We start from the raw sequence: 24,043 nt of genomic DNA, 5'->3' as shown, positions 1-24,043 counted from the left end.
AGTGGGATGAGCGATGCAGATCGACGAACTGCTGAACGAAGGTTTGAAGCGCGAATTTAAAGTTACCGTAACTGCCGGTGAACTTGATGAACGCTTGAATGTTGTTCTTGAAGACTTCCGTAAAAACGCCAAGATTAAAGGCTTCCGTCCAGGTAAAGCTCCTATTTCGCTTCTGAAGCGGATGCACGGTGATCGTGCAATGGGTCAGGTTCTGAATGAAACAATTCAGGAAACGTCTGCCAAGCTTTTCGAAGACAAGGATATCCGTCCTGCTTTGCGTCCAGACATTGATCTTGGTGATTATGCAGACGGCAAGGATCTGGAATACACTTTGAAAGTGGAAATCCTTCCAAATGTTGATGTTGAAGGCTTTAAAGCGCCATCACTAGAGCGCTGGGTTGCAGACGTTGAAGAAGCAGAGATTAACAAATCTCTGGAGCGTATTGCTGAAGGTCAAAAGTCTTTCAAGAAGGCTGCGAAGACTACAAAAGCTGCTGAAGGCGACCAGCTTCTTATCGATTTTGTTGGTCGTAAAGACGGTGTTGAATTCGATGGTGGTAAGGGCGAAGACTTTGCTCTTGAGCTTGGCTCAAACACCTTCATTCCAGGTTTTGAAGAGCAACTGGTAGGCGTAAAGGCTGGCGACGAGAAGATCGTTGAAGTTACTTTCCCTGAGCAGTATCACTCTGCAGACCTGGCGGGTGCAGCGGCTGAGTTTACAGTAACTGTGAAAGAAGTACGTCGTCCGACTGAAACAAAAATTGACGATGAGCTTGCAAAAGGTCTGGGTCTCGAAGACCTGGACGGTCTTAAAGAAGCTCTAAAAGGTCAGATCGAAGCTGACAACAACACGCTTACACGTGCTAAACTGAAGCGTTCTCTCCTTGATGTTCTTGCTGATGAATATTCCTTCGACGTACCGCAGGGTATGGTTGATCTGGAGTTCAAGCAGATTTGGGAGCAGATCAAACGTGACAGCATCATGTCTGGTGATGCCAAGCCTGAAGACTTTGAGGGCCAGGAAGAGCCAGAGGACAAAGAAGAAGCGGCTGAGTTCCGTGCCATTGCTGAACGCCGTGTTCGCCTTGGTCTTCTTCTCTCCGAGCTGGGCGTGAAAAACGAAATTCAGGTAAACCAGGAAGAAGTAAACAAGCGTATCTTTGAAGAGGCGCGTCGTTATCCTGGTCAGGAAGCTGAAGTCTTCAAATTCTTCCAGGAGAATGAAGAAGCTCGTGCACAGCTGCGTGCTCCAATCTTTGAAGAAAAGGTTGTAGATTTCGTTCTGGAAATGGCTGACCTCAAAGACAAGAAGGTCTCTCGCGAAGAGCTTGAAAAAGCTGTTCGTGAAGCTGATGAAGAAGAAGCTAATCCAAAGACTAAGAAAAAAGCGCCAGCTAAGAAAAAAGCTCCGGCTAAGAAAGCTGCAGCTAAGAAAGAGCCAGCCGAGAAAAAAGCCCCGGCTAAGAAAGCAGCGGCTAAAAAGGCTCCTGCAAAAAAAGAAGCAGCTGAGAAGAAGCCGGCAGCTAAAAAGGCACCAGCCAAGAAAAAGGCTCCTGCTAAAAAAGCTGAAAAATAGAATAACTGCTTCAGGTGGTATCACCTGTGGTAAGGTATTAAGGGCTCCGACATTCGGAGCCCTTTTTCGTCTGTCTAGCTTTTGGTCATTAGGCGTATTTAACGTACGAATAGGATTTTCAAGCTTGCCTCTTACTTCATGATCTTTTACCACTTGGAAAATGGATATAGGTCACCATATCTGGTGTCCTGCAACTGAAACGGATTGGGAATTCATATGACTGATATGCTTGATATTTACGCAAATACACTCGTGCCAATGGTTGTTGAGCAGACGGCTAGGGGCGAGCGGTCATTTGATATCTATTCGCGCCTGTTGAAAGAGCGGATCATCTTCCTGACAGGCCCTGTGAATGATCAGGTTGCAAGCCTGATAGTAGCGCAGTTGCTGTTTCTGGAAGCTGAAAATCCTGAGAAGGATATCTCCTTCTACATCAATTCTCCGGGCGGTGTCGTGACATCTGGTCTGTCAATGTATGATACGATGCAGTATATCAGACCAAAGGTAGCGACTATGTGTATTGGTCAAGCCTGTTCAATGGGATCCTTGCTACTGACTGCGGGTGAAGCAGGAATGCGCTACGCGCTGCCGAATGCACGTGTAATGATCCATCAGCCATCTGGTGGGGCGCAGGGGCAGGCTGCTGATATTGAAATCCAGGCAAAAGAAATTTTGAAAATGCGTCAGCGCCTGAATGAAATTTATGTGAAGCATACCGGGCAGAAACTTAAGACGATCGAAGGGGCAATGGACCGCGATAACTTTATGTCTGCTGAGGAAGCAAAATCTTTCGGTCTGATTGATGAGGTAATCACCAGTCGGGAAGACGAAGGCAAGAAAGAAAAGAAATAAATTCAGGCCTGAAGAAAGGCTTAGATTATGCGCTTTATCGCCCGGAATATGCGGGCGATTTTGCGTCTCTGGAACGTCTGGTTATATTTTGTTTATATTTTTCTTGTAAGCCTGAACATGCACGGTTTACGATGAAGCTGGTTAAAAGGGACTTTTCCCGGAAAAAACGGTGACTGATTTGAGTAACAACGATTCGAAAAACACGCTCTACTGCTCCTTCTGTGGCAAAAGCCAGCATGAAGTACGCAAGCTGATCGCAGGACCTACGGTCTTTATCTGCGATGAATGTGTCGAGCTGTGTAACGATATTATCAAGGAAGAAGGTAAAGCAGCTGCATCAGGCAGTCGCAGTGGTGTTCCATCACCGCTGGAAATCCTTCAGACTTTGAATGATTATGTTATCGGTCAGGCAGGTGCCAAAAAGGTGCTGTCAGTAGCGGTACACAACCATTATAAGCGTCTTAACCACGCTAGTGCCGGAAATAACGACGTGGAGCTGTCCAAGTCGAATATCCTTCTGGTTGGTCCTACCGGGTGCGGTAAGACACTTCTCGCTCAGACTCTTGCTCGCATTCTGGATGTGCCGTTTACTATGGCAGATGCGACAACGCTTACCGAAGCGGGCTATGTGGGCGAAGATGTAGAGAACATCATCCTGAAGCTATTGCAGTCTGCGGATTATAATGTTGAACGTGCACAGCGCGGCATCGTTTATATTGACGAGGTAGATAAGATTAGTCGCAAGGCTGATAACCCGTCTATTACCCGCGATGTGTCGGGTGAAGGTGTGCAGCAGGCACTGTTGAAGATCATGGAAGGTACTGTTGCCAGTGTACCGCCACAAGGTGGCCGTAAACACCCTCAACAGGAATTTCTACAAGTTGATACAACGAACATTCTCTTTATCTGTGGTGGCGCATTTGCGGGCCTTGATAAGGTCATTTCTAACCGCCTGCAGGGTAAGTCAATCGGCTTTGGTGCTGCTGTTTCTGGCCCTGATACCCGCGGTACAGGTGAATTGTTCCTTGAGACAGAGCCAGAAGATTTGCTGAAGTTTGGTCTAATTCCAGAATTTGTTGGCCGTTTGCCTGTAATCGCAACGCTGGAAGATCTGGATGAAGATGCTCTGGTTCAGATCCTGTCCATTCCAAAAAATGCGCTACTGAAGCAGTATCAGGCGCTTTTCGAAATGGAAGATGTGGCCCTTACTTTCACCGATGATGCGCTTTTTGCTGTCGCTAAACAGGCGATTGAGCGTAAGACCGGTGCACGTGGGTTGCGTTCTATTATGGAAGATACGCTGCTTGATACTATGTTTGACCTTCCTTCCCTGGAAGGCGTTGAGGAGATTGTAATCAACGCAGATGTGGTGAACGGTAAAGCGACTCCTTTGCAGATTTATGCAGAACGGAAAGACGAGGCAGATCAGTCTGCCTAATTTCTAAGCTTTAGACATAAAAATATATTCTATTGGGGTTGAATTTCGCTATTCAGCCCCAATTTTTGTTCTGAAGGTGTATAAATCTTCACCAAAAGCCATAAACGGCTGCAATATCGCTATCTATTGCTGCTTTCATAGCTTAAAATTAGTGTTAAGGGTGCAAAGCCCTATGAGTTTTAATCGATATCAGGATATTTATCATGTCTAGTTCCGTATCTGACTTTTCTGACACAGCGACATTACCGGTTCTCCCGCTTCGGGACATTGTAGTGTTCCCGCACATGATTGTACCGCTGTTTGTTGGGCGGGATAAATCTGTTCTCGCGCTTGAAGAAGTGATGGCAAACGACAAGCAGATATTGTTAGTTGCGCAAAAAGATGGGGCAGAAGACGATCCATCCGTAGAAGATGTCTATGAAATCGGTACGATTGCTACGGTATTGCAATTGCTAAAGCTTCCTGATGGGACGGTGAAAGTTCTGGTTGAGGGGCAAACCCGTGCGAGAATTGAGGATTTTGTGCGTCAGGAAGATTTCTTTGAAGCACAGGTTTCTGTTCTTGAGCCGGGCGAAGACGATAGTGCTGAACTGGAGGCGCTTGGCCGCACTGTGATTTCCCAGTTTGAGCAATATGTTAAGCTGAACAAAAAGATCCCTGCAGAGGTTGTGGCAACTATCAACCAGATAGATGATCAGGAAAAGCTTGCGGATACTATTGCATCTCATTTGGCATTGAAGATTGGGGACAAGCAGGAGCTTCTTGAAGCTACCACCATTACCGAGCGGTTTGAGCGTATCTTTGCCTTTATGGAAGGTGAGATTGGTGTCTTGCAGGTGGAAAAGAAAATTCGTGGCCGCGTGAAGCGCCAGATGGAAAAGACACAGCGCGAATATTATCTGAACGAACAGTTGAAGGCCATTCAGAAAGAGCTGGGTGAGGGCGATGAAGGCCGTGAAGAAACCCAGGAACTTGAAGAAAAAATTGCCAAAACTAAGCTGACGAAAGAAGCCAAAGAGAAATCTATGGCAGAACTCAAGAAGCTTAAAAATATGAGCCCAATGTCCGCGGAAGCAACGGTTGTTCGTAACTATCTTGATTGGATGCTGGGCGTGCCGTGGGGTAAGAAAAGCCGCGTTAAGAAAGATATTGCCAAGGCGCAGCTTGTCCTGGATACGGATCATTTCGGTCTGGAAAAAGTCAAAGAACGTATCATTGAGTATTTGGCGGTACAGCAACGGGCGAAAAAACTTAAAGGACCGATTCTGTGTCTTGTTGGCCCTCCGGGTGTTGGTAAGACGTCCCTTGGTAAATCTATCGCCAAGGCTACAGGACGGGAATTTATTCGTTTTTCACTGGGGGGTGTTCGTGACGAAGCAGAAATTCGGGGACACCGGCGGACCTACATCGGTTCTATGCCAGGAAAAGTAATGCAGTCGATGAAGAAAGCAGGAACGACGAATCCACTCTTCCTGTTCGATGAAATCGATAAAATGGGGCAGGATTTTCGCGGTGATCCAGCGTCTGCACTACTGGAAGTGTTAGATCCGGAACAAAATAATAAGTTCAATGACCATTATCTGGAGGTTGATTACGATCTGTCGGATGTAATGTTTGTGACAACAGCAAACTCTCTGAACATGCCGCGGCCGCTTCTTGACCGGATGGAAATCATCCAGTTGTCCGGCTATACGGAAGATGAAAAACTGGAAATCTCCAAGCGCCATTTGATTTCAAAATTGATTTCTGATCATGGGTTGAAGGAAAACGAGTGGTCCATTTCTGATGGCGCCATCCGTGACCTGATTCGCTATTACACACGGGAAGCTGGTGTTCGTAGCCTGGAACGCGAACTGGCGAAACTAATTCGTAAAGCAGTGAAAGAAATCGTTGAAGGCAGCCGCGAAACAGTCGCCGTTACTTCAAGAAACCTTGGTCAATATGCAGGCGTTCGTAAATACCGATTCGGTGAGGTCGAGGAAACAGACCAAGTCGGTCTGACAACGGGTCTTGCATGGACCGAGGTTGGTGGTGAGCTACTCGCTATTGAAGCTGTTACCGTTCCCGGTAAAGGCCTGATTAAGCAGACCGGTAAACTGGGCGATGTGATGAAAGAGTCTATTGATGCAGCCCGGTCTTTTGTGCATTCGCGCTGTGTCGATTATGGTATTCATCCATCAATGTTTGAGAAGAAGGATATCCACGTTCACGTACCAGAAGGGGCGACGCCAAAGGATGGTCCAAGTGCCGGTGTTGCCATGTGTACGTCAATCGTATCAACGCTTACAGGTATTCCTGTTCGCAAAGATATCGCTATGACAGGTGAAGTAACATTGCGGGGCAGAGTGCTGCCAATTGGTGGCTTGAAGGAGAAGCTTTTGGCTGCACTGCGAGGCGGAATCAAGAAAGTATTAATTCCGAAAGACAACGAAAAAGATCTGGCAGAAATTCCTGATAATGTGAAAAAAGGTCTTGAGATTGTACCGGTATCAGAAGTTGATGAAGTTCTATTTCATGCTCTGACAGAGAAGATGACTCCTATCGAATGGGTAGAGGAGGCAATGCCGGATATTTCTTCGGAAAAATCGGAAAAAGAGGGCGGAATCGCGACTCATTGACCGCCTAATTATGTTTTGACATAAATTACAAGAAAAAAAATGCACCAAACCGCAGTTTTCTGCGGTTTTTTGCTTTGACAATTGGTTTTTTCTAGTCCTAAGATGCGCATGCATTCGGCGCGGTGTTTCGCGTTATTACGAAAGCATTCTCATCAACTCAGAGGGGGATACCTTGAACAAAAATGATCTGATTGCAAAGGTTGCTGACTCAGCTGACCTTTCTAAGGCAGACGCTGGTAAAGCAGTAGACGCAGTATTTGATTCTATCGCAGCAGAGCTTGCTGGCGGTGGTGAAGTACGTTTGGTTGGTTTTGGTACTTTTGCTGTTGCAAATCGCGCAGCTACTAAAGGCCGTAACCCACGTACTGGTGAAGAAATTGACATCCCAGCGTCAAAGCAGCCTAAGTTCAAAGCCGGTAAGGGTCTTAAAGACGCTGTAAACGGCTAAAAAAATCAGCTTATGTTGATGACTGGCGGTCGCGGATTTTCCGTGGCCGCTTTTCCTTTTTCTAGCCATGGCAAAAAAAACTTTCTGAAAGTGCACTTTAGGCTGGACACAAGGCGAAATTCTTTTTACAAGCGCGCCACCACGTTGTTCGTGGGCGATTAGCTCAGTTGGTAGAGCATCTCGTTTACACCGAGAGGGTCGGCAGTTCGAGCCTGTCATCGCCCACCATTTTCTAACTTAGTTAGGAAATAATTACAGGAATTTGCGTGGGCGATTAGCTCAGTTGGTAGAGCATCTCGTTTACACCGAGAGGGTCGGCAGTTCGAGCCTGTCATCGCCCACCATTCCATTCACCGCATTTTTCTTGATACATTTTTCTTCACGCCGGTAGGGTGTCTCCAATTCATTTAAAGAATCGGAGCGAGGAATGTCATTAACTTTTAAAAACTTGTTTATCTTGGCTTTTTTTGTGCCAGGCTTGTCTGTGACTGACGCTTTGATAGCGGAGGATAGTGCAGAAAGTCCCAGTGCCGCCATCATTGCACTTGAGCAGGGTTTGCGCCCTAAGTACGGGGTAAAGGGGCAAGAAGAGGTGCTGTGGAGCCTGAAAGACAGGATGGCGCATTATAAAGTGCCAGCCGTAAGCATTGCTGTAGCAATTGACGGCAAACTTGCATGGGCAAAGGCGTATGGCGTCCGGTCATCTGCGACAGGTAAGCCAGTAGACACAGAAAGTTTGTTTCAGGCCGCATCCATTTCAAAGCCTATCGCAGGTCTTGGGGCCTTGAGACTGGTAGAAGAGGGCGCTTTGCAACTTGATACACCAGTGAACGCGCAGTTAAAAAATTGGAAGATTGTGGACAATGACTTTACCAAAAAGTCGCCCGTGACCCTTCGTCACTTACTGAGCCACCGATCAGGCGCAACTGTCCACGGTTTCAGGGGATATGCTATTGATGAAGAGATACCCACAACGGTCGAGATCCTAAATGGTGCTGCCCCTGCCAATAGCGCGCCTGTTGTTATTCGTAACCTTCCTGGTGCGGCTTATAAATATTCTGGCGGCGGCTACACTATTATGCAGCTCTTGATGGAAGATACCTTTGGAGAGAGCTTTACACATATCATCCAGGAAAAGATTCTAAATCCTGCCGGGATGCTGCTCAGTCGTTATGAGCGTCCAGATGATGGGGGTAACTATGCAGTTGCGCACACAGGCCGTGATTCTTCGCCACTGAATGGGGAATACCACCTGTACCCGGAATATGCAGCGGCTGGACTATGGACGACGCCGTCAGAGTTAGTCCACCTTGGTAGTCAAATTGCACAGGCGCGTAATAATGAAGATGGTTTGATATCGCAAAACCTGCTTCAGGAGATGATCCCCGATAGTGCAGAGGAAAATGGTCTGGGGTTTGGTTTGAATAATGATGGTGACGGTGTTGCCTTTGTCCACAGTGGGCGTAATGTCGGTTTTACTGCTCGCTGGATCACCTATGCAGACGGCAGGGCTAGTGTTGCCGTCATGACTAATGCTGATACCGGACATGATCTGATAGCGGAAATACTAAGTGGTCTGGGGAATATTTATGGCTGGAAGCAGGATGCTTACACGGAATTTGAAGTAGTAAGTCTGAACAAAGAGCAACTGGATGCTGTTGCTGGAACGTATAAATTCAGTGCCGAAGATGATGAGGCAGCGATAGAAATCACAGCAGAATCCGGTATGTTATGGGCTGAGAGCGTTCTGTTCCAGCGTTCGCGTTTTCATGCAATCTCTGATTCACGCTTTTTCTTGCCGTCAGGGCTGACGTTTGAGCTTAAAATACCTGAAGATGGTTCCACCCCTGAGCTTATAGTAATGGATGAGATCCATTTAATAAAAGCAGATCAATAAGTCCTGTTTAAGAGGATATCGGTAGTATCTGGCTTATACTATAAGCTGGGGACATTGAGGCAAGCAGTACTAAGAGTAAAAGGATGTTCAGTGTGGATGAGAAGTGTGACAAAGATCAGGCGCCAAAGCCTACTGTCATTGAAGCAAGCTGGGCACCACCAGATCCGCGGGACTTAACGAGTAATGAGAATGCTTCTGGGCCGGAAAAGGCCTGGTCAATGGTCCGAATCTTTGGGGCGTATCATCCAATTTTAAATTTGCCGATTATCATCTTTGACGCCATGATGGGGCGTAGCGGCACCAGTGGCCGTATTTTGGTGTCCTTAATAGTTGTCAGTCTCATTTTTACCATTTTCTTTTTTGCCTAGGAAAAGGGCCGTAAACTGCGCTTGACAGGGAGCAAGGTCTTTTCTGTCTCTTTTTTGCAAAAAAGAATATTGACACCGACCATCCTAGAGCCTAAACAACGCTCCGCAAGCGATGCGCGGGTGTAGCTCAGTTGGTTAGAGTATCGGCCTGTCACGCCGAGGGTCGCGGGTTCGAGCCCCGTCACTCGCGCCATTTGCTTGCAATATTTGAAATAGCTGCGCGGGTGTAGCTCAGTTGGTTAGAGTATCGGCCTGTCACGCCGAGGGTCGCGGGTTCGAGCCCCGTCACTCGCGCCACTATTTCAAATCAAAGAAACGCGTCACAGGTCCTTTTCAGGAAACCAGGCGCGTTTTTTTATTTTCCACCTCTATGCCTAAAACTAGCGTTTAGTTAAGAATCGTTCTCAACATTATAAAAAATATACAAAAATCAGACCGATTGACTTTGTTTTAAGCGGGAGGGTGGTTATAGTGTGCGCATTCGAGAACAGTGACCATTTCTTCTTTACACTTTTGTGTGACATGGATAAAAGGTCGCTGTGTTTAGGCTAACGAATTAACAAGAAGGGGCTCCCATGGAGTCGTTATTAGTTCAATATCTTCCGATCCTGATCTTTCTAGGGATCGCAATTGTCCTTTCTGTGATTTTTGTCGGTGCCGCTGTTTTGGTTGCAAAACAGGCTCCTGATGATGAAAAGCTGTCAGCGTACGAATGTGGCTTTGACGCTTTTGAAGAATCAAGAAATCAGTTTGATGTCCGCTTTTATCTTGTCGCCATCCTGTTCATCATTTTTGACCTTGAGGTAGCATTCCTTTTCCCGTGGGCAGTGTCCCTTGGTGAAATTGGTGTCTACGGCTTCTGGTCTATGATGATCTTCCTTGGCGTTCTGACTGTCGGCTTTGTCTATGAATGGAAGAAGGGAGCTCTGGAATGGGAGTAGAACCCTCTAAGAATGCACTGCCTGCTGCGATGCCAAATAATCCATCTGAAGATGGATACTTTCTTGGCTTGAATGAAGAGCTGGCAGATAAGGGCTTTGTGGTTACCTCTATGGAAGAGTTAATCACTTGGGCCCGAACCGGCTCTTTGTGGTGGATGACATTCGGTCTCGCATGTTGCGCAGTGGAGATGATGCATACATCCATGCCGCGTTATGATGTGGAACGTTTTGGTTTCGCCCCGCGTGGTAGCCCACGTCAAAGTGACGTTATGATCGTTGCTGGTACGCTAACAAACAAAATGGCGCCAGCTCTGCGTAAAGTATACGACCAAATGTCTGAGCCTCGCTATGTGATCTCTATGGGGTCATGTGCAAATGGCGGTGGTTACTACCACTATTCATACTCTGTTGTGCGTGGCTGTGACCGCATTGTGCCAGTGGATATTTACGTTCCAGGCTGCCCGCCAACGGCTGAGGCATTGCTGTACGGTGTTCTGCAGTTGCAGCGTAAAATCAGAAGAACAGGAACACTCGTACGATAGGTGCGGGTGCTTCTTCGTTGTATTAAGTTTTTCATTAGGGCTCATGGCCCACGGAAATTAGGGAGCGCGTCCGCGCATGACTGACGAACCATTAAAGGAACTTGCCGAGCATATCGCCAGTAGCCTCGATACAGAGGTTGTTGAGACGTTTGTTCGTCATGGTGAGCTGACTGTCCTGGCTCGGGCAGAGCATATCTTGAAGGTGCTGACTTTCCTGAGGGATGATCAGCTTTGTATGTTTAAGCAGCTGGTTGATATTAGCGGTGTAGATTACCCTCAGCGCGAGAAGCGGTTCGATGTCGTCTATCATATGCTTTCTTTGCAGTTGAATATGCGAATCAGGGTAACGGTAATGGCGGATGATGTAACGCCGGTACCTAGTGCAACAAGCGTCTTTTCTTCTGCGGGATGGTGTGAGCGCGAAATCTGGGACATGTACGGTGTGTATTTCGCTGATCATCCTGATCTGCGCCGTATTCTGACAGATTATGGCTTCCAGGGTCATCCGCTTCGTAAAGATTTCCCGCTGACTGGGTATGTTGAGTGCCGGTACAGCGAAGAAGAGAAGCGGATTGTGTATGAGCCAGTGGAGCTTACGCAGGAATTCAGGAACTTTGATTTCATGAGTCCGTGGGAAACAGCAAAATACGTCTTGCCGGGTGATGAAAAAGCCGGCGAAGAGACGAAGGGATAATCGGGAAAGAAGAATGGCTGAAGTCGATATTAAAAACTATAGCCTGAACTTTGGGCCGCAGCACCCTGCCGCTCACGGCGTTTTGCGTATGGTTCTGGAGTTGGATGGCGAAGTGATGGAGCGGGTTGATCCGCACATTGGTCTTCTGCACCGCGGTACTGAGAAGCTTATTGAAAATAAGCAGTATTTGCAGGCAATGCCGTATTTTGATCGTCTGGACTATGTTGCTCCTATGAATCAGGAGCATGCTTTTGTAATGGCGATTGAAAAGCTGATGGAAGCGGAAGTGCCAATTCGTGGCCAGTATGTTCGCGTACTTTTCAGTGAAATTGGTCGTGTACTGAACCATTTGATGAACACCCTTGCCCATGCAATGGATGTGGGCGCTCTGACACCTATTCTTTGGGGCTTTGAAGAGCGTGAGAAGCTGATGGTTTTCTACGAGCGTATTTCTGGTGCGCGCCTACACGCTGCATTCTTCCGCCCTGGTGGAGTCCATCAGGATCTGCCTGCGGGTCTTGCAGAAGATATTTTCAAGTGGAGTGAGGAATTCCCGAAGGTAATTCAAGACCTGGAAACACTCCTGATTGATAACCGTATTTTCAAGCAGCGTAATGTGGATATTGGTGTTGCTTCTGTGGAAGACGCGCTTGATTGGGCTTTCTCTGGTCCGATGCTGCGCAGTACCGGTATTCCGTGGGATCTGCGCCGTTCGCAGCCTTACGAAGTTTATGACAAGATGGACTTCAATGTCTGCGTTGGTAAGCACGGCGACTGCTATGACCGGTTCATGCTGCGTATGGCCGAAATGAAAGAATCTCTGAAGATTATTCGCCAGTGCCTGAATGAGATGCCTGAAGGTCCGGTTCTAAGTCTGGACAATAAGGTTGCTCCGCCGCGACGGTCCGAGATGAAAACATCTATGGAAGCGCTGATCCACCACTTCAAACTTTACACCGAGGGCATAAAAGTGCCGGAAGGTGAAGTGTACGCGGCTGTGGAAGCGCCGAAAGGTGAGTTTGGTGTGCATTTGGTGTCTGATGGGTCTAATCGTCCGTACCGCTGTAAAATTCGTGCACCGGGATATATTCACCTTCAGGCAATGGAGTTTTTATGTAAAGGCCACATGCTGGCAGATGCGCCAGCAATTCTTGGGGCCATGGATGTAGTATTTGGTGAGGTGGACCGATGAGTACCGCTGAGAAAAAAGGCTTTTGCTGGACCAAGGAGAATGAAGCCCTTGCACAGCATCACATTGCCAAATATCCGGAAGGTCGGCAGCAATCTGCTGTCATGCCGCTTCTGGATATTGCACAGCGCCAGAATGGTGGGCATGTAACGGTCGAAATTATGGAATATATTGCAGACTATCTTGATATGCCTGCAATTCGCGTACAGGAAGTTGCGACTTTCTACACGATGTACAATCACCGCCCAATTGGCAAACACCATGTACAGGTTTGCGGCACGACGCCTTGCTGGCTTCGTGGATCTGATAAGATTTTGGCAGCTATTGAAGCGCACCTTGGCATCAAGAAGGGTGAAACGACCGCAGATGGTCTCTTTACGCTTGGTGAAGTTGAGTGTGCTGGTGCGTGTGTGAATGCGCCGGTTGTCTCTATTGGTGATGATTATTTTGAGGATCTGTCGCCAGAGCGCGTTACAGAAATCCTTGATATGATCAAAGACGGTAAAGACGTTGTCGCAGGGCCACAAAATGGCCGTCAGACCAGTGCGCCGCTGGGTGAACTGACGTCGTTAACCGAATTTGTAGAAAAAGCGTAGGAGGGTAATCATGCTACAAGATAAAGACCGCATTTTTACCAACCTGTATGGTCATGAGCCGTGGAACCTGGATGCTGCGATGAAACGCGGCGACTGGGATGGTACAAAAGAGCTGCTGGCTAAAGGTCGTGACTGGATTATCAGTGAAATGAAGGAAAGCGGCTTGCGTGGCCGTGGTGGTGCCGGTTTCCCAACTGGTCTGAAATGGTCCTTCATGCCCAAAGAATCTGATGGCCGTCCAAGCTACCTGGTTGTGAACGCCGATGAAGGTGAGCCGGGGACATGTAAAGACCGTGACCTGATGCGTCATGATCCGCACAAGCTTATCGAAGGCTGCCTGATTGCCGGTTTCGCGATGAATGCTGTTGCCGCTTATATCTATATTCGTGGTGAGTTCTACCGGGAAGCAGAAGTTTTAAATGCCGCGATTGAAGAGGCGCGTGCCAAGGGCTTTCTTGGCAAGAATGCTTGTGGCTCTGGCTATGACTTTGATGTGCATGTTCACCGCGGTGCCGGCGCATACATTTGCGGCGAAGAAACCGCTCTGATCGAAAGCCTTGAAGGCAAAAAAGGCCAGCCTCGTCTGAAACCTCCATTCCCTGCGAATGTGGGTGTCTGGGGTTGCCCTACAACCGTTAACAATGTGGAATCGATCGCAGTTGCACCTACTATCCTTCGTCGTGGTGCAAGCTGGTTTGCAGGTCTTGGCCGGGAAAATAACACCGGTACAAAGGTTTTCTGCATTTCTGGACATGTAAACAATCCCTGTAACGTTGAAGAAGAAATGGGTATTCCGCTTAAAGAGCTTATTGAAAAGCATGCTGGCGGTGTACGGGGTGGCTGGGATAATCTCCTTGCTGTTATTCCTGGCGGGTCGTCTGTACCAGTTCTTCCAAAAGAGATTTGCGACACAGTGCGCATGGACTTTGATAGTCTGCGCGATGTTCAAAGTGGTCTTGGGACTGCTGCAGTTATAGTTATGGATAAGTCTACGGACATTGTTAAGGCGATCGCCCGTCTTAGCGAGTTTTACAAACATGAATCATGTGGCCAGTGTACGCCGTGCCGTGAAGGTACAGGCTGGATGTGGCGCGTGATGGAACGTCTTGTCGTTGGCAAGGCTGACAAAGAAGAAATCGATATGCTTCTGGATGTTACAAAGCAAATCGAAGGTCACACTATTTGTGCACTGGGTGATGCTGCTGCATGGCCTATTCAGGGTCTGATGCGCCATTTCCGCCATGAGGTGGAAGCGCGTATCGATGCTTATCACGCCAAAGCGGCAGAGTAAGGCGAGGTCAGGAGAGATATATGCCCACGCTAACCATTGACGGTAAAGAGATTGAAGTAGAGAACGGGATAACCGTCCTGCAGGCTTGTGAAGAAGCCGGGGTCGAAGTTCCACGTTTCTGCTATCACGAGCGGTTATCGATTGCCGGTAACTGCCGCATGTGTCTGGTAGACATGGAAAAAGCGCCAAAGCCTATCGCAAGCTGTGCGATGCCAGTAGGCGAAGGCATGGTAATCCATACCAATACGGAACGTGTTAAAAAAGCACGTGAAGGGGTTATGGAATTCCTGCTTATTAACCACCCACTGGATTGTCCGATTTGTGACCAGGGTGGTGAGTGTGACTTGCAGGACCAGGCAGTTGCTTTTGGACGAAGCGGTAATCGCTATGAAGAAAGCAAGCGTGCGGTTGAAGACAAGAACATGGGGCCGTTGATTTCAACCACCATGACGCGCTGTATTCACTGTATGCGCTGTGTACGCTTCTCGACAGAAGTGGCTGGGGTGACGGATATGGGCTCCCTGTGGCGCGGTGAACATACTGAGGTAACAACCTATCTGGGTAAGATCCTCGATAGTGAGATGTCTGGTAACGTGATTGATCTTTGCCCCGTTGGCGCACTGACAAACAAGCCTTATGCCTTCACAGCCAGAAGCTGGGAATTAAAAGGTACTGAATCCATTGATGTTATGGATGCGGTTGGCTCAAACATTCGTGTTGATGCACGGGGTGCCGCGGTTATGCGGGTACTGCCTCGTTTGCATGAAGATGTGAATGAAGAGTGGATTTCTGACAAAACACGATTTGCCTGCGACGGCTTGAAAAAACGCCGTCTGGACCGTCCATATGTTCGCAGACGCGGCAAGCTTGAAGAAGCGAGTTGGTCTGATGCCTTTGCTGCTATCAAGAAGAAGCTTAAAGGCATGAAGGGTGCGGAAATCGCAGGTGTCGTAGGTGATCTGGCTGACATGGAATCCATGCTGGCGTTCAAGGACCTACTTGGGAAGCTTGGTTCCAAGCGTATTGAAGGCCGTCAGGATGGTGCTGCAATAGATAATGCGGTGCGTGCTGGCTATCTGTTGAACGCAGGTATTTCCGGTATTGAAGACGCTGATTATCTGCTTTTGGTTGGTACGAACCCACGTGTGGAAGCACCAATTATCAATACGCGCATTCGTAAAGCTGTTCTGTCTGGTCTGAAGGTCGGTAATGTTGGTAATGCCGAAGATTTGACATACGCTGTTGAAGAGTTTGGTGACGATAAAGCAATTCTAAATGCTATTATCTCTGGCAAACATGCTGCTGCTGATGCTTTGAAGAAAGCAGAACGTCCAATGATTATCGTCGGGCAGGGTGCTTTAACGGGTGAAGATGGTGCAGCGGTTCTGAAAGCTGTACGCGACATTGCTGATACATACTGCGTCAAAGACGGCTGGAACGGTTATGGTATGCTGCACACCGCTGCTAGCCGTGTTGGAGCCATGGACCTTGGTCTGGTAACCAAAGGCGGTGTTGACAGCATTCTTGATGATGCATCCGCTGACAAGCTGAAGGCTGTCTTCCTTCTTGGCAGCGACGAAATTGATACAGCATCCCTTAAGAAGACTTTCACTGTATATATCGGCACGCACGGTGACGAAGGTGTTCAGAATGCTGATGTTATTCTGCCTGCCGCTGCCTACACGGAAAAGTCTGGCACGTATATCAATACCGAAGGTCGGGTACAGCGTACTGAAAAAGCTGTATTTGCGCCAGGTGATGCACGTGAAGACTGGACAATCCTGCGGGCTTTGTCTGATGTTCTTGGTGATACGCTTCCATATGATACGCTTGCGCAGCTACGGGACGCACTTGCGAAGGCTGTACCTGCGGCAAAAACACTTGATACCGTGCCTACAGAGGCATGGGGTGATTTTGGCACAGCAGGTGATGTTGCAAGTGGCGGTATCGCACCAACGATTGAAAACTTTTATCTGACAAACCCGATCGCCCGCGCATCTGAGACTATGTCACAGTGTGTGGATGCTCGCGAAGATATTGCTGGGGAGGCAACAGGCACCCATGGTTGATGCAATTTATTCATTGTTTGGCACTGAAGGGCCGTTTCTGTATTTGACAGCCATCGTGCTCTCAATTCTTGCCGTGGTGTTGCCACTTCTGATCGCAGTTGCTTTTGCGGTATATTTCGACCGTAAAATCTGGGCAGCGGTTCAGATGCGTCGTGGTCCGAACGTGGTTGGTCCCTTTGGTCTGTTGCAGTCTTTTGCCGATGGTCTGAAATTGTTCCTGAAGGAAACGATTATTCCGGCAGGTGCGAACAAGGCGATCTTCCTGATTGCGCCAATGCTGACATTCACACTGGCACTGATCAGCTGGGCTGTTATTCCTTTTGAAGCACGGGTTGCAATCGCTGACCTGAACGTTGGAATACTATATATCTTGGCGATTTCATCGCTGGGCGTATACGGTATCATCATGTCAGGCTGGGCGTCGAACAGCCGTTATGCATTTCTTGGTGGCTTGCGTTCTGCAGCGCAGATGGTCTCTTATGAAGTCTCTATCGGCTTTGTGCTGGTCTGTGTGCTTGTGAAAGTCGGCTCCCTGAATATGACTGATATTGTTCTTGCGCAGGAAGGTGGTATCTGGAACTGGCACTTCATCCCGTATCTGCCGGTTTATGTCATCTTCTTTATTTCTGCACTGGCTGAGACGAACCGTCCGCCGTTTGACCTCCCAGAGGCGGAAGCAGAGCTGGTTGCAGGCTATCAGGTAGAATATTCATCCATGGCGTTTGCTCTGTTCTTCCTTGGGGAATATGCAAACATTCTGTTGATGTCTGCAGTGATGGCGATCCTTTTCCTTGGTGGATGGGATGCTCCGCTGCCAATCCTTGACTTTATCCCAGGATGGATTTGGCTCTTGGTGAAGACTGCATTTGGTTTCTGGCTCATCGCGATGGTGAAGGCTTTTGTGCCGCGCTACCGCTATGACCAACTGATGCGCCTTGGTTGGAAGGTATTCCTGCCACTGTCACTATTCTTTGTTGTGTTGTACTCCGGCCTGAAGGTCGCCGGCGTGCCGTTGTTTAGTTAAAAAGGGGCTGAGAAGGACATGACCGCATTAGCACAAGCCGCAAAATCCCTTTTGCTGATTGAGTTTTGGAAAGCGATGGTGTTGTCGACGAAGTATTTCTTCCGTCCAAAGGCAACAATCAACTATCCGTACGAGAAAGGGCCGCTTAGCCCGCGTTTTCGTGGAGAGCATGCGCTACGTCGTTATCCAAACGGCGAAGAACGGTGTATCGCCTGTAAGCTTTGTGAGGCGATTTGCCCTGCACAGGCGATTACAATCGAAGCTGAGCCACGTGAAGATGGCTCTCGCCGCACAACACGGTACGATATCGACATGGTTAAATGTATTTACTGCGGCTTCTGTCAGGAAGCCTGCCCGGTAGATGCGATTGTCGAGGGACCAAACTTCGAGTTCGCAACGGAAACCCGTGAAGAACTTTATTACGATAAAGACAAGCTGCTCGCGAACGGTGAGCGGTGGGAGCGCGAAATTGCAGCTAATATTGCTGCTGACGCGCCCTATAGATAAGGTCAGGAGAGGATAGAAATGGACTTTCCAGTAGAAATTTTACCGGCTCTGGCCTTTTATATGTTTGCTGCAATTACAGTGGCATCAGGCTTTCTGGTTATTTTTGCCAAAAACCCCGTTCATTCGGTTCTTTGGCTTATTTTAGCATTTTTCAGTGCAGCAGGTTTGTTTGTCCTGATGGGGGCTGAGTTCCTCGCGATGCTGCTCGTTATTGTTTATGTTGGCGCAGTTGCTGTCCTGTTCCTGTTTGTTGTGATGATGCTTGACATCAATTTCGAGGAACTGCGGGAAGGGGCGCTTGATTATATTCCTATTGGTGCGCTCATTGGGCTGATCTTACTGGCTGAGCTGGTGACACTTGGTTCCGCCTGGGTTGTTGGCGAGGATATTACACGCAATGCCGCAGCGCCGATGCCTTCGGTTGCTGAAGTGCATAACACCGAAGCTATCGGCCAAATTCTGTACACGGATTACATCTATGCCTTCCAGGGGGCTGGTCTGGTGCTTCTGGTCGCTATGATTGGCGCAATTGTGCTTACGCACCGTACGCGCACAGGTGTTCGCCGTCAGAATATCAGCGCACAGGTATCGCGTCGTCCAGAAGATGCATTTGAACTTGTTAATGTTAAATCGGGTGAGGGCGTTTCGCTCACTCCCGGCAAAAAAGGGTAAGAGCTCAACATGGATATCGGGCTAGGACATTACCTGACGGTTGCCGCAATCCTTTTTGTAGTAGGGGTTTTCGGTATCTTCCTGAACAGGAAGAACGTCATCATCATTCTTATGTCGGTGGAACTGATCCTTCTATCGGTCAACATCAACCTTGTGGCCTTCTCCACGCACCTGAATGACATGGTAGGGCAGATCTTTGCCATGTTCGTATTGACGGTTGCAGCGGCAGAGGCAGCGATTGGACTGGCAATCCTTGTGATTTACTTCCGTAATCGCGGCACAATCGCGGTTGAAGATATCAACCAGATGAAGGGGTAAGCGACCATGATGTATAAGCTTATTGTTTTCTTGCCTCTTATTGGCTTTTTGTTCGCTGGTCTTTTTGGATCAAAGTTCTCTGATCGTATCAGTCAGCTTGTTACTGCGGGGTTGGTGACTGTCTCTGCCGTCTTGTCCTGGATGGCATTTGCAGACGTTGCACTGGGCGGTAATCAGTATACTGTTCTGGTTCTGGAATGGGTGTCATCTGGTGCACTTAGCTTCGACTGGGCATTCAAGATTGATACGCTTACAGTGGTGATGCTGGTCGTTGTAAACAGCGTTTCTGCACTCGTGCACTGGTATTCCTTCGGTTACATGGAAGATGACCCAAGCAAGCCGCGCTTCTTTGGCTATCTGTCGCTCTTTACTTTTGCGATGTTGATGCTGGTGACATCCGACAACCTCGTTCAGATGTTCTTTGGTTGGGAAGGTGTTGGTCTGGCGTCCTACCTGTTGATTGGCTACTATTATAAGAAGCCAAGCGCGAATGCTGCAGCAATCAAGGCTTTCGTTGTAAACCGGGTAGGGGATTTTGGTTTCTCTCTTGGTATTTTCGGCGCATTTGCACTCTTTGGCTCGGTCATGTTTGATGACATTTTTGCAAGCGCTGATCAGTATGCTGACTATTATATCAATTTCCTTGGTACAGATTTCCATGCGATCACTGTGATTTGTATCCTGCTGTTTGTTGGTGCCATGGGTAAATCAGCGCAGCTTGGTCTGCACACATGGCTTCCTGATGCAATGGAAGGCCCAACACCGGTTTCCGCCCTTATTCACGCGGCAACAATGGTAACAGCGGGTGTTTTCCTTGTCGCGCGTTTCAGCCCAGTGTTCGAGATGTCACCAACTGCGTTGGCTGTGGTGACGATCATTGGTGCTACAACGGCATTTTTCGCAGCAACTGTTGGTCTCGTTCAGAATGACATTAAACGTGTTATTGCCTACTCAACCTGTTCGCAGCTTGGCTATATGTTCTTCGCACTAGGCGTATCTGCTTACGGTGCTGCTATCTTCCACCTGTTTACGCACGCTTTCTTCAAAGCCTTGTTGTTCCTTGGATCGGGTGCTGTCATTCATGCAATGCATCACGAACAGGATATGCGTAACTATGGTGGTCTGGCTAAGAAAATTCCATTTACCTTTGCCATGATGACAATTGGTACGATTGCCCTGACAGGTTTCCCAGGTACAGCAGGCTTCTACTCCAAGGATATGATCCTTGAAGCAGCCTATGCATCCCATGCGTTTGGTGCTCAGTATGCATTTGTTCTTGGTATCGCTGCCGCATTCATGACCAGTTTCTACAGCTGGCGTCTGGCGCACCTGACATTCTTCAACGGCGAATGTCGTGCTGACGAGCATACTGCATCCCATGCACATGAAGCGCCGTGGATTATGCGTTTGCCACTGGTTATTCTGGCAGTAGGCGCCCTGTTCGCGGGTGTCGTGTTCGCAGATATGTTTGTGGGTGAAGGACGCTTTGCTTTCTGGAATGGTGCACTGGTTACATCTGTTGGTGACGTTCTGGATGAAGCGCATCACGTACCGTTTGCTGTTAAGGCTGCACCGTTTGTTGTGATGCTGCTTGGCTTCATTTTCGCAACTGTCATGTACTATAAGGTTACTGACATTCCTGAGCGTATGGCAAAAACCTGGGACGGCCTTTATGCCTTCCTTCTTAATAAATGGTATTTTGACGAGTTGTTTAACTTCATTTTCATCCGTCCTGCATTTTGGCTTGGTCGTGTGTTCTGGAAGAAGGGTGACGAGGCTACTATTGATGGCTTTGGCCCGAATGGCGTGTCACATGCGATTGCCTTTGTTGCAGCCCGTGCCCGTAAACTTCAGACTGGTTACGTGTACCATTATGCCTTTGCCATGATCATTGGTTTGTCGCTCGCGATTACCTGGTTCATGGTCACCGGTAGCAGTCATTAAGGGATAGGGGTTTTAGACATGACTTTTCTTTCAGAATATCTTCTATCCATGATGCTGGCGGTGCCGCTTGTCGGTGCTGCGATCATCCTCCTTATCCGTCATCAGGATCAGGAGATTGCTAATCGTAATATTCGTAACGTTGCGTTCCTGACAACGTGTGTGACATTTGTTCTGACGATTTTGATGTGGATCGGGTTTGATAATTCCAATCCTGACTTCCAGTTTGTAGAAAGCTACAGCTGGTTCGGTGATACAGTTAAGTATCATTTGGGCGTCGACGGTATTTCCATGCTGTTTATCGTGCTCACCGGATTCCTGATGCCGATTGTGATTGCTGCATCATGGGAGAGTGTTCAGACACGCGTTAAGGAATATATGATAGCTTTCCTCGTGCTTGAAACACTGATGGTTGGTGTTTTCTCAGCACTGGATATCTTCCTCTTTTACGTCTTCTTCGAAGGCGGCCTGATCCCAATGTATCTTTTGATCGGTATTTGGGGTGGTGTGAACCGGATTTATGCAAGCTTTAAGTTCTTCCTTTATACGCTTCTTGGTTCTGTCCTGATGCTCGTTGCTATCCTTTGGATGGTAATTGAAACAGGCACTACTGACATTCCAGTATTGATGACAACGGATTTTGCTGCAGATGTGCAAAATTGGCTGTGGCTTGCATTCTTTGCTTCATTTGCGGTCAAAATGCCAATGTGGCCGGTTCATACGTGGCTTCCAGATGCACACGTACAGGCACCTACTGGCGGTTCTGTGATTCTGGCGGGTGTTTTGCTGAAAATGGGTGGATATGGTTTCCTCCGCTTCAGTTTGCCGATGTTCCCTGAAGCAACAGAGCATTTCGCATGGCTCGTATTTGCGCTGTCGATCATTGCCGTGATTTACACATCACTTGTGGCACTGGTGCAGGAAGACATTAAAAAGCTGATTGCATATTCCTCTGTTGCACACATGGGCTTTGTTACAATCGGTATCTTTGTTCTAAACACTAACGGTATTGAAGGATCGATCTTCCAGATGCTTAGCCACGGTGTGGTATCGGGCGCACTGTTCCTATGTGTTGGTGTGATCTATGACCGGTTGCACACGCGGGAGATTGGACGATACGGCGGTCTGGCCATTAATATGAAGATTTATGCGGTAACGTTTGTGATCTTCTCCATGGCATCTGTCGGGCTGCCGGGAACAAGTGGTTTCGTAGGCGAATTCCTGGTTCTTAACGGTGCGTTCCAGTATGATAGCTGGATTGCGTTCGGTGCCTCGTTCGGTGTGGTTCTCGGTGCTGCTTACATGCTGTATCTGGTTCGCCGGGTTATTTTCGGCGATCTAACCAAAGACGATGTGAAGGCTATGCCTGACCTGTCATGGCGTGAAAAGGCGATCTTCGCCCCCCTTATTGCAGTTGTTCTGTGGATGGGTATCTATCCCAAGAGCTTTCTGGACCCGATCCATACAAGTGTTGAAAATCTAATTGAAACGCGCTTCCCGGAAGAAGCTGCGCGTCAAAAACAAAGTGTCAAGGCGGGCGCACCTGTTGCGTCTTCTGATGACCATTCTGCCGACGCGCACTAAGGAGAGAAATGGTGTTTAACGAAGTAATTCCAAATCTCGGTATTGCACTGCCAGAAATTGTAATGGCTGTTGGAGCTCTAGCTCTCCTGATGGTTGGCGTTTTCAGCACTGCTGATAAGGCTTATCGTCTGGTGACGAACCTTGCCGCTGCTTTGCTCCTACTGACCGCTATTTTGTTGATCACGCAAGTGGGCGGCGAGCGTCAGGTAACATTTGGCGGCATGTTTGTGTCTGATGGCTTTGCTATCTTTACCAAGATTTTGGTGCTTATCGGTTCCGGTATCAGCTTGTTGATGGCTGAACGCTTCCTAAAGGAACATAACGTTGCAAAATTTGAGTATCCTGTCCTTGTCGTATTAGCGACCTTGGGCATGATGGCAATGATTTCGGCAAACAACTTCCTGAGCCTTTATATTGGCCTGGAGCTGCAAAGTTTGGCCCTGTATGTTCTGGCATCCATCAATCGTGACCGTAACCGTTCGACAGAGGCTGGTCTGAAGTATTTTGTGCTGGGTGCACTTAGCTCTGGTATGCTTTTGTTCGGTATCAGTTATATCTACGGCTTTGCTGGAAGTATCGAATTTGATGTATTGGCGGAGACACTTGCGAGCGGCGAAGCATCAGTTGGTGTGATTGTTGGTCTGGTCTTCCTGATAGCAGCTCTTGCCTTTAAAATATCTGCCGTCCCATTCCACATGTGGACACCAGATGTGTATGAGGGGGCGCCGACGCCTGTAACGGCATTCTTTGCGTCCGCACCGAAGGTGGCGGCACTTGCACTGTTCGTTCGCGTCATGATTGGTGCCTTCCCTGATATGCTACATGAATGGCAGCAGGTCGTGATCTTTATCTCAATCGCTTCCATGTTTGTTGGTGCATTCCTGGCGCTTGTTCAGACAAATATCAAACGCCTGATGGCCTATTCGTCTATTGGTCATGTAGGATTTGCTCTTGTTGGTCTGGCTGCAGGCACGCAAGAGGGCATCACTGCACTGCTTATCTATGTTGCGATTTACCTGACCATGACATTAGGCGCCTTTGGTGCGATTCTGTCGATGCGTCGGGGTGACGGCATGGTAGAAAGCATTCACGACCTGGCTGGATTGTCTCGGACGAACCTGCCAATGGCGCTTGCGATTGCGACTTTCATGTTCTCACTTGCTGGTATTCCGCTGCTTGCTGGTTTCTTTGGTAAATGGGAAGTCTTCAAAGCAGCGGTTAATGCTGACCTGGTACCACTTGCGATAATTGGTGTGCTGACAAGCGTTGTTGGTGCCTTCTATTATTTGCGCGTTATCAAGATCATGTTCTTTGATGATCCTGCTCCTGCGTTTGAAGGTGGTGCGGGCCGCACAGTAAGCTTGGTGATTGGCGTGACAGCTATTGTGAACTCACCGGTTAGCTTTTTGCTGATCTCACCACTCACAGTTGCTGCTGCCTGGGCTGCAGGATCGCTTTTGTACTAAGCGGATGAACAA

The 24,043-nt window shown here is 48.3% G+C and carries 21 protein-coding genes and 4 tRNA genes; all 25 read left to right on the top strand.

Annotated elements, in window-relative coordinates:
• Window positions 1-13: 13 nt before the first annotated feature.
• Window positions 14-1,576, top strand: coding sequence for a trigger factor (gene tig / locus IE181_RS12530; RefSeq protein WP_191253457.1), 1,563 nt, complete (start codon window positions 14-16; stop codon window positions 1,574-1,576).
• 216 nt (window positions 1,577-1,792) lie between these two features.
• Window positions 1,793-2,428: an ATP-dependent Clp endopeptidase proteolytic subunit ClpP gene (gene clpP / locus IE181_RS12525; protein ID WP_191253456.1), complete on the top strand. Its 636-nt coding sequence runs from the start codon at window positions 1,793-1,795 to the stop codon at window positions 2,426-2,428.
• Window positions 2,429-2,597: 169 nt separating this feature from the next.
• Window positions 2,598-3,866 (top strand): ATP-dependent Clp protease ATP-binding subunit ClpX, encoded by a 1,269-nt coding sequence (gene clpX, locus IE181_RS12520; RefSeq protein WP_191253455.1) that lies wholly within the window; start codon window positions 2,598-2,600, stop codon window positions 3,864-3,866.
• 203 nt (window positions 3,867-4,069) lie between these two features.
• Entirely contained in the window at window positions 4,070-6,484 is a 2,415-nt protein-coding gene (gene lon / locus IE181_RS12515; RefSeq protein ID WP_191253454.1) for an endopeptidase La, read from the top strand.
• Window positions 6,485-6,656: 172 nt separating this feature from the next.
• Complete coding sequence (gene hbs / locus IE181_RS12510) at window positions 6,657-6,932, top strand: non-specific DNA-binding protein Hbs (protein WP_191253453.1); 276 nt, start codon at window positions 6,657-6,659, stop codon at window positions 6,930-6,932.
• Between the two features lie 152 nt (window positions 6,933-7,084).
• Window positions 7,085-7,160 (top strand) — tRNA-Val (locus IE181_RS12505).
• A 40-nt stretch (window positions 7,161-7,200) separates the two neighbouring features.
• A tRNA-Val gene (locus IE181_RS12500) sits at window positions 7,201-7,276 on the top strand.
• An 83-nt stretch (window positions 7,277-7,359) separates the two neighbouring features.
• Window positions 7,360-8,829 carry a serine hydrolase domain-containing protein gene (locus IE181_RS12495; protein WP_191253452.1) on the top strand — a complete coding sequence of 490 codons (1,470 nt, stop codon included), beginning with the start codon at window positions 7,360-7,362 and terminating at the stop codon, window positions 8,827-8,829.
• A gap of 92 nt (window positions 8,830-8,921) precedes the next feature.
• On the top strand, window positions 8,922-9,197 hold the full coding sequence (locus IE181_RS12490) for a hypothetical protein (protein ID WP_191253451.1): 276 nt from the start codon (window positions 8,922-8,924) through the stop codon (window positions 9,195-9,197).
• A gap of 116 nt (window positions 9,198-9,313) precedes the next feature.
• Window positions 9,314-9,390 (top strand) — tRNA-Asp (locus IE181_RS12485).
• A gap of 27 nt (window positions 9,391-9,417) precedes the next feature.
• Window positions 9,418-9,494, top strand: a tRNA-Asp gene (locus tag IE181_RS12480).
• Between the two features lie 278 nt (window positions 9,495-9,772).
• Window positions 9,773-10,138 carry an NADH-quinone oxidoreductase subunit A gene (locus IE181_RS12475; RefSeq protein ID WP_191253450.1) on the top strand — a complete coding sequence of 122 codons (366 nt, stop codon included), beginning with the start codon at window positions 9,773-9,775 and terminating at the stop codon, window positions 10,136-10,138.
• 29 nt (window positions 10,139-10,167) lie between these two features.
• On the top strand, window positions 10,168-10,680 hold the full coding sequence (locus IE181_RS12470; RefSeq protein WP_373308377.1) for a NuoB/complex I 20 kDa subunit family protein: 513 nt from the start codon (window positions 10,168-10,170) through the stop codon (window positions 10,678-10,680).
• 76 nt (window positions 10,681-10,756) lie between these two features.
• The gene (locus IE181_RS12465) at window positions 10,757-11,374 is read left to right on the top strand and encodes an NADH-quinone oxidoreductase subunit C (RefSeq protein ID WP_191253446.1); all 618 of its coding nucleotides are present in this window, start codon (window positions 10,757-10,759) and stop codon (window positions 11,372-11,374) included.
• Window positions 11,375-11,387: 13 nt separating this feature from the next.
• Window positions 11,388-12,566 carry an NADH-quinone oxidoreductase subunit D gene (locus tag IE181_RS12460; protein ID WP_191253444.1) on the top strand — a complete coding sequence of 393 codons (1,179 nt, stop codon included), beginning with the start codon at window positions 11,388-11,390 and terminating at the stop codon, window positions 12,564-12,566.
• Window positions 12,563-13,159, top strand: coding sequence for an NADH-quinone oxidoreductase subunit NuoE (nuoE, locus tag IE181_RS12455; protein WP_191253442.1), 597 nt, complete (start codon window positions 12,563-12,565; stop codon window positions 13,157-13,159). The genes IE181_RS12460 and nuoE overlap by 4 nt, the downstream gene beginning before the upstream one ends.
• A gap of 10 nt (window positions 13,160-13,169) precedes the next feature.
• Window positions 13,170-14,450, top strand: coding sequence for an NADH-quinone oxidoreductase subunit NuoF (nuoF, locus tag IE181_RS12450; protein ID WP_191253440.1), 1,281 nt, complete (start codon window positions 13,170-13,172; stop codon window positions 14,448-14,450).
• 20 nt (window positions 14,451-14,470) lie between these two features.
• Window positions 14,471-16,519: an NADH-quinone oxidoreductase subunit NuoG gene (nuoG, locus tag IE181_RS12445; protein ID WP_191253438.1), complete on the top strand. Its 2,049-nt coding sequence runs from the start codon at window positions 14,471-14,473 to the stop codon at window positions 16,517-16,519.
• Window positions 16,512-17,543, top strand: coding sequence for an NADH-quinone oxidoreductase subunit NuoH (nuoH, locus tag IE181_RS12440; protein WP_191253436.1), 1,032 nt, complete (start codon window positions 16,512-16,514; stop codon window positions 17,541-17,543). The genes nuoG and nuoH overlap by 8 nt, the downstream gene beginning before the upstream one ends.
• A gap of 18 nt (window positions 17,544-17,561) precedes the next feature.
• Complete coding sequence (nuoI, locus tag IE181_RS12435) at window positions 17,562-18,050, top strand: NADH-quinone oxidoreductase subunit NuoI (RefSeq protein WP_191253434.1); 489 nt, start codon at window positions 17,562-17,564, stop codon at window positions 18,048-18,050.
• A gap of 18 nt (window positions 18,051-18,068) precedes the next feature.
• On the top strand, window positions 18,069-18,722 hold the full coding sequence (locus IE181_RS12430) for an NADH-quinone oxidoreductase subunit J (RefSeq protein WP_191253432.1): 654 nt from the start codon (window positions 18,069-18,071) through the stop codon (window positions 18,720-18,722).
• A 9-nt stretch (window positions 18,723-18,731) separates the two neighbouring features.
• Window positions 18,732-19,040 (top strand): NADH-quinone oxidoreductase subunit NuoK, encoded by a 309-nt coding sequence (nuoK, locus tag IE181_RS12425; protein WP_191253429.1) that lies wholly within the window; start codon window positions 18,732-18,734, stop codon window positions 19,038-19,040.
• Window positions 19,041-19,046: 6 nt separating this feature from the next.
• Complete coding sequence (gene nuoL, locus IE181_RS12420; protein ID WP_191253427.1) at window positions 19,047-20,984, top strand: NADH-quinone oxidoreductase subunit L; 1,938 nt, start codon at window positions 19,047-19,049, stop codon at window positions 20,982-20,984.
• Window positions 20,985-21,002: 18 nt separating this feature from the next.
• Entirely contained in the window at window positions 21,003-22,565 is a 1,563-nt protein-coding gene (locus IE181_RS12415; RefSeq protein ID WP_191253425.1) for an NADH-quinone oxidoreductase subunit M, read from the top strand.
• An 11-nt stretch (window positions 22,566-22,576) separates the two neighbouring features.
• Window positions 22,577-24,031 (top strand): NADH-quinone oxidoreductase subunit NuoN, encoded by a 1,455-nt coding sequence (gene nuoN, locus IE181_RS12410; RefSeq protein WP_229819416.1) that lies wholly within the window; start codon window positions 22,577-22,579, stop codon window positions 24,029-24,031.
• Window positions 24,032-24,043 lie beyond the last annotated feature (12 nt).

The sequence above is a fragment of the Kordiimonas sediminis genome (assembly GCF_014656395.1).
Lineage (GTDB): Bacteria > Pseudomonadota > Alphaproteobacteria > Sphingomonadales > Kordiimonadaceae > Kordiimonas_A > Kordiimonas_A sediminis.
The sequence above is the reverse complement of the archived record's forward strand: the minus strand, read 5'-3'. Positions and strand labels throughout refer to the sequence as shown.

Bases quoted from the DNA above. Each gene is read 5' to 3' on its own strand.
- tig (WP_191253457.1), top strand. From the start codon at position 14: ATGCAGATCGACGAACTGCTGAACGAAGGTTTGAAGCGCGAATTTAAA.
- clpP (WP_191253456.1), top strand. From the start codon at position 1,793: ATGACTGATATGCTTGATATTTACGCAAATACACTCGTGCCAATGGTT.
- lon (WP_191253454.1), top strand. From the start codon at position 4,070: ATGTCTAGTTCCGTATCTGACTTTTCTGACACAGCGACATTACCGGTT.
- IE181_RS12495 (WP_191253452.1), top strand. From the start codon at position 7,360: ATGTCATTAACTTTTAAAAACTTGTTTATCTTGGCTTTTTTTGTGCCA.
- IE181_RS12475 (WP_191253450.1), top strand. From the start codon at position 9,773: ATGGAGTCGTTATTAGTTCAATATCTTCCGATCCTGATCTTTCTAGGG.
- IE181_RS12470 (WP_373308377.1), top strand. From the start codon at position 10,168: ATGCCAAATAATCCATCTGAAGATGGATACTTTCTTGGCTTGAATGAA.
- IE181_RS12465 (WP_191253446.1), top strand. From the start codon at position 10,757: ATGACTGACGAACCATTAAAGGAACTTGCCGAGCATATCGCCAGTAGC.
- IE181_RS12460 (WP_191253444.1), top strand. From the start codon at position 11,388: ATGGCTGAAGTCGATATTAAAAACTATAGCCTGAACTTTGGGCCGCAG.
- nuoE (WP_191253442.1), top strand. From the start codon at position 12,563: ATGAGTACCGCTGAGAAAAAAGGCTTTTGCTGGACCAAGGAGAATGAA.
- nuoF (WP_191253440.1), top strand. From the start codon at position 13,170: ATGCTACAAGATAAAGACCGCATTTTTACCAACCTGTATGGTCATGAG.
- nuoG (WP_191253438.1), top strand. From the start codon at position 14,471: ATGCCCACGCTAACCATTGACGGTAAAGAGATTGAAGTAGAGAACGGG.
- nuoH (WP_191253436.1), top strand. From the start codon at position 16,512: ATGGTTGATGCAATTTATTCATTGTTTGGCACTGAAGGGCCGTTTCTG.
- nuoI (WP_191253434.1), top strand. From the start codon at position 17,562: ATGACCGCATTAGCACAAGCCGCAAAATCCCTTTTGCTGATTGAGTTT.
- IE181_RS12430 (WP_191253432.1), top strand. From the start codon at position 18,069: ATGGACTTTCCAGTAGAAATTTTACCGGCTCTGGCCTTTTATATGTTT.
- nuoK (WP_191253429.1), top strand. From the start codon at position 18,732: ATGGATATCGGGCTAGGACATTACCTGACGGTTGCCGCAATCCTTTTT.
- nuoL (WP_191253427.1), top strand. From the start codon at position 19,047: ATGATGTATAAGCTTATTGTTTTCTTGCCTCTTATTGGCTTTTTGTTC.
- IE181_RS12415 (WP_191253425.1), top strand. From the start codon at position 21,003: ATGACTTTTCTTTCAGAATATCTTCTATCCATGATGCTGGCGGTGCCG.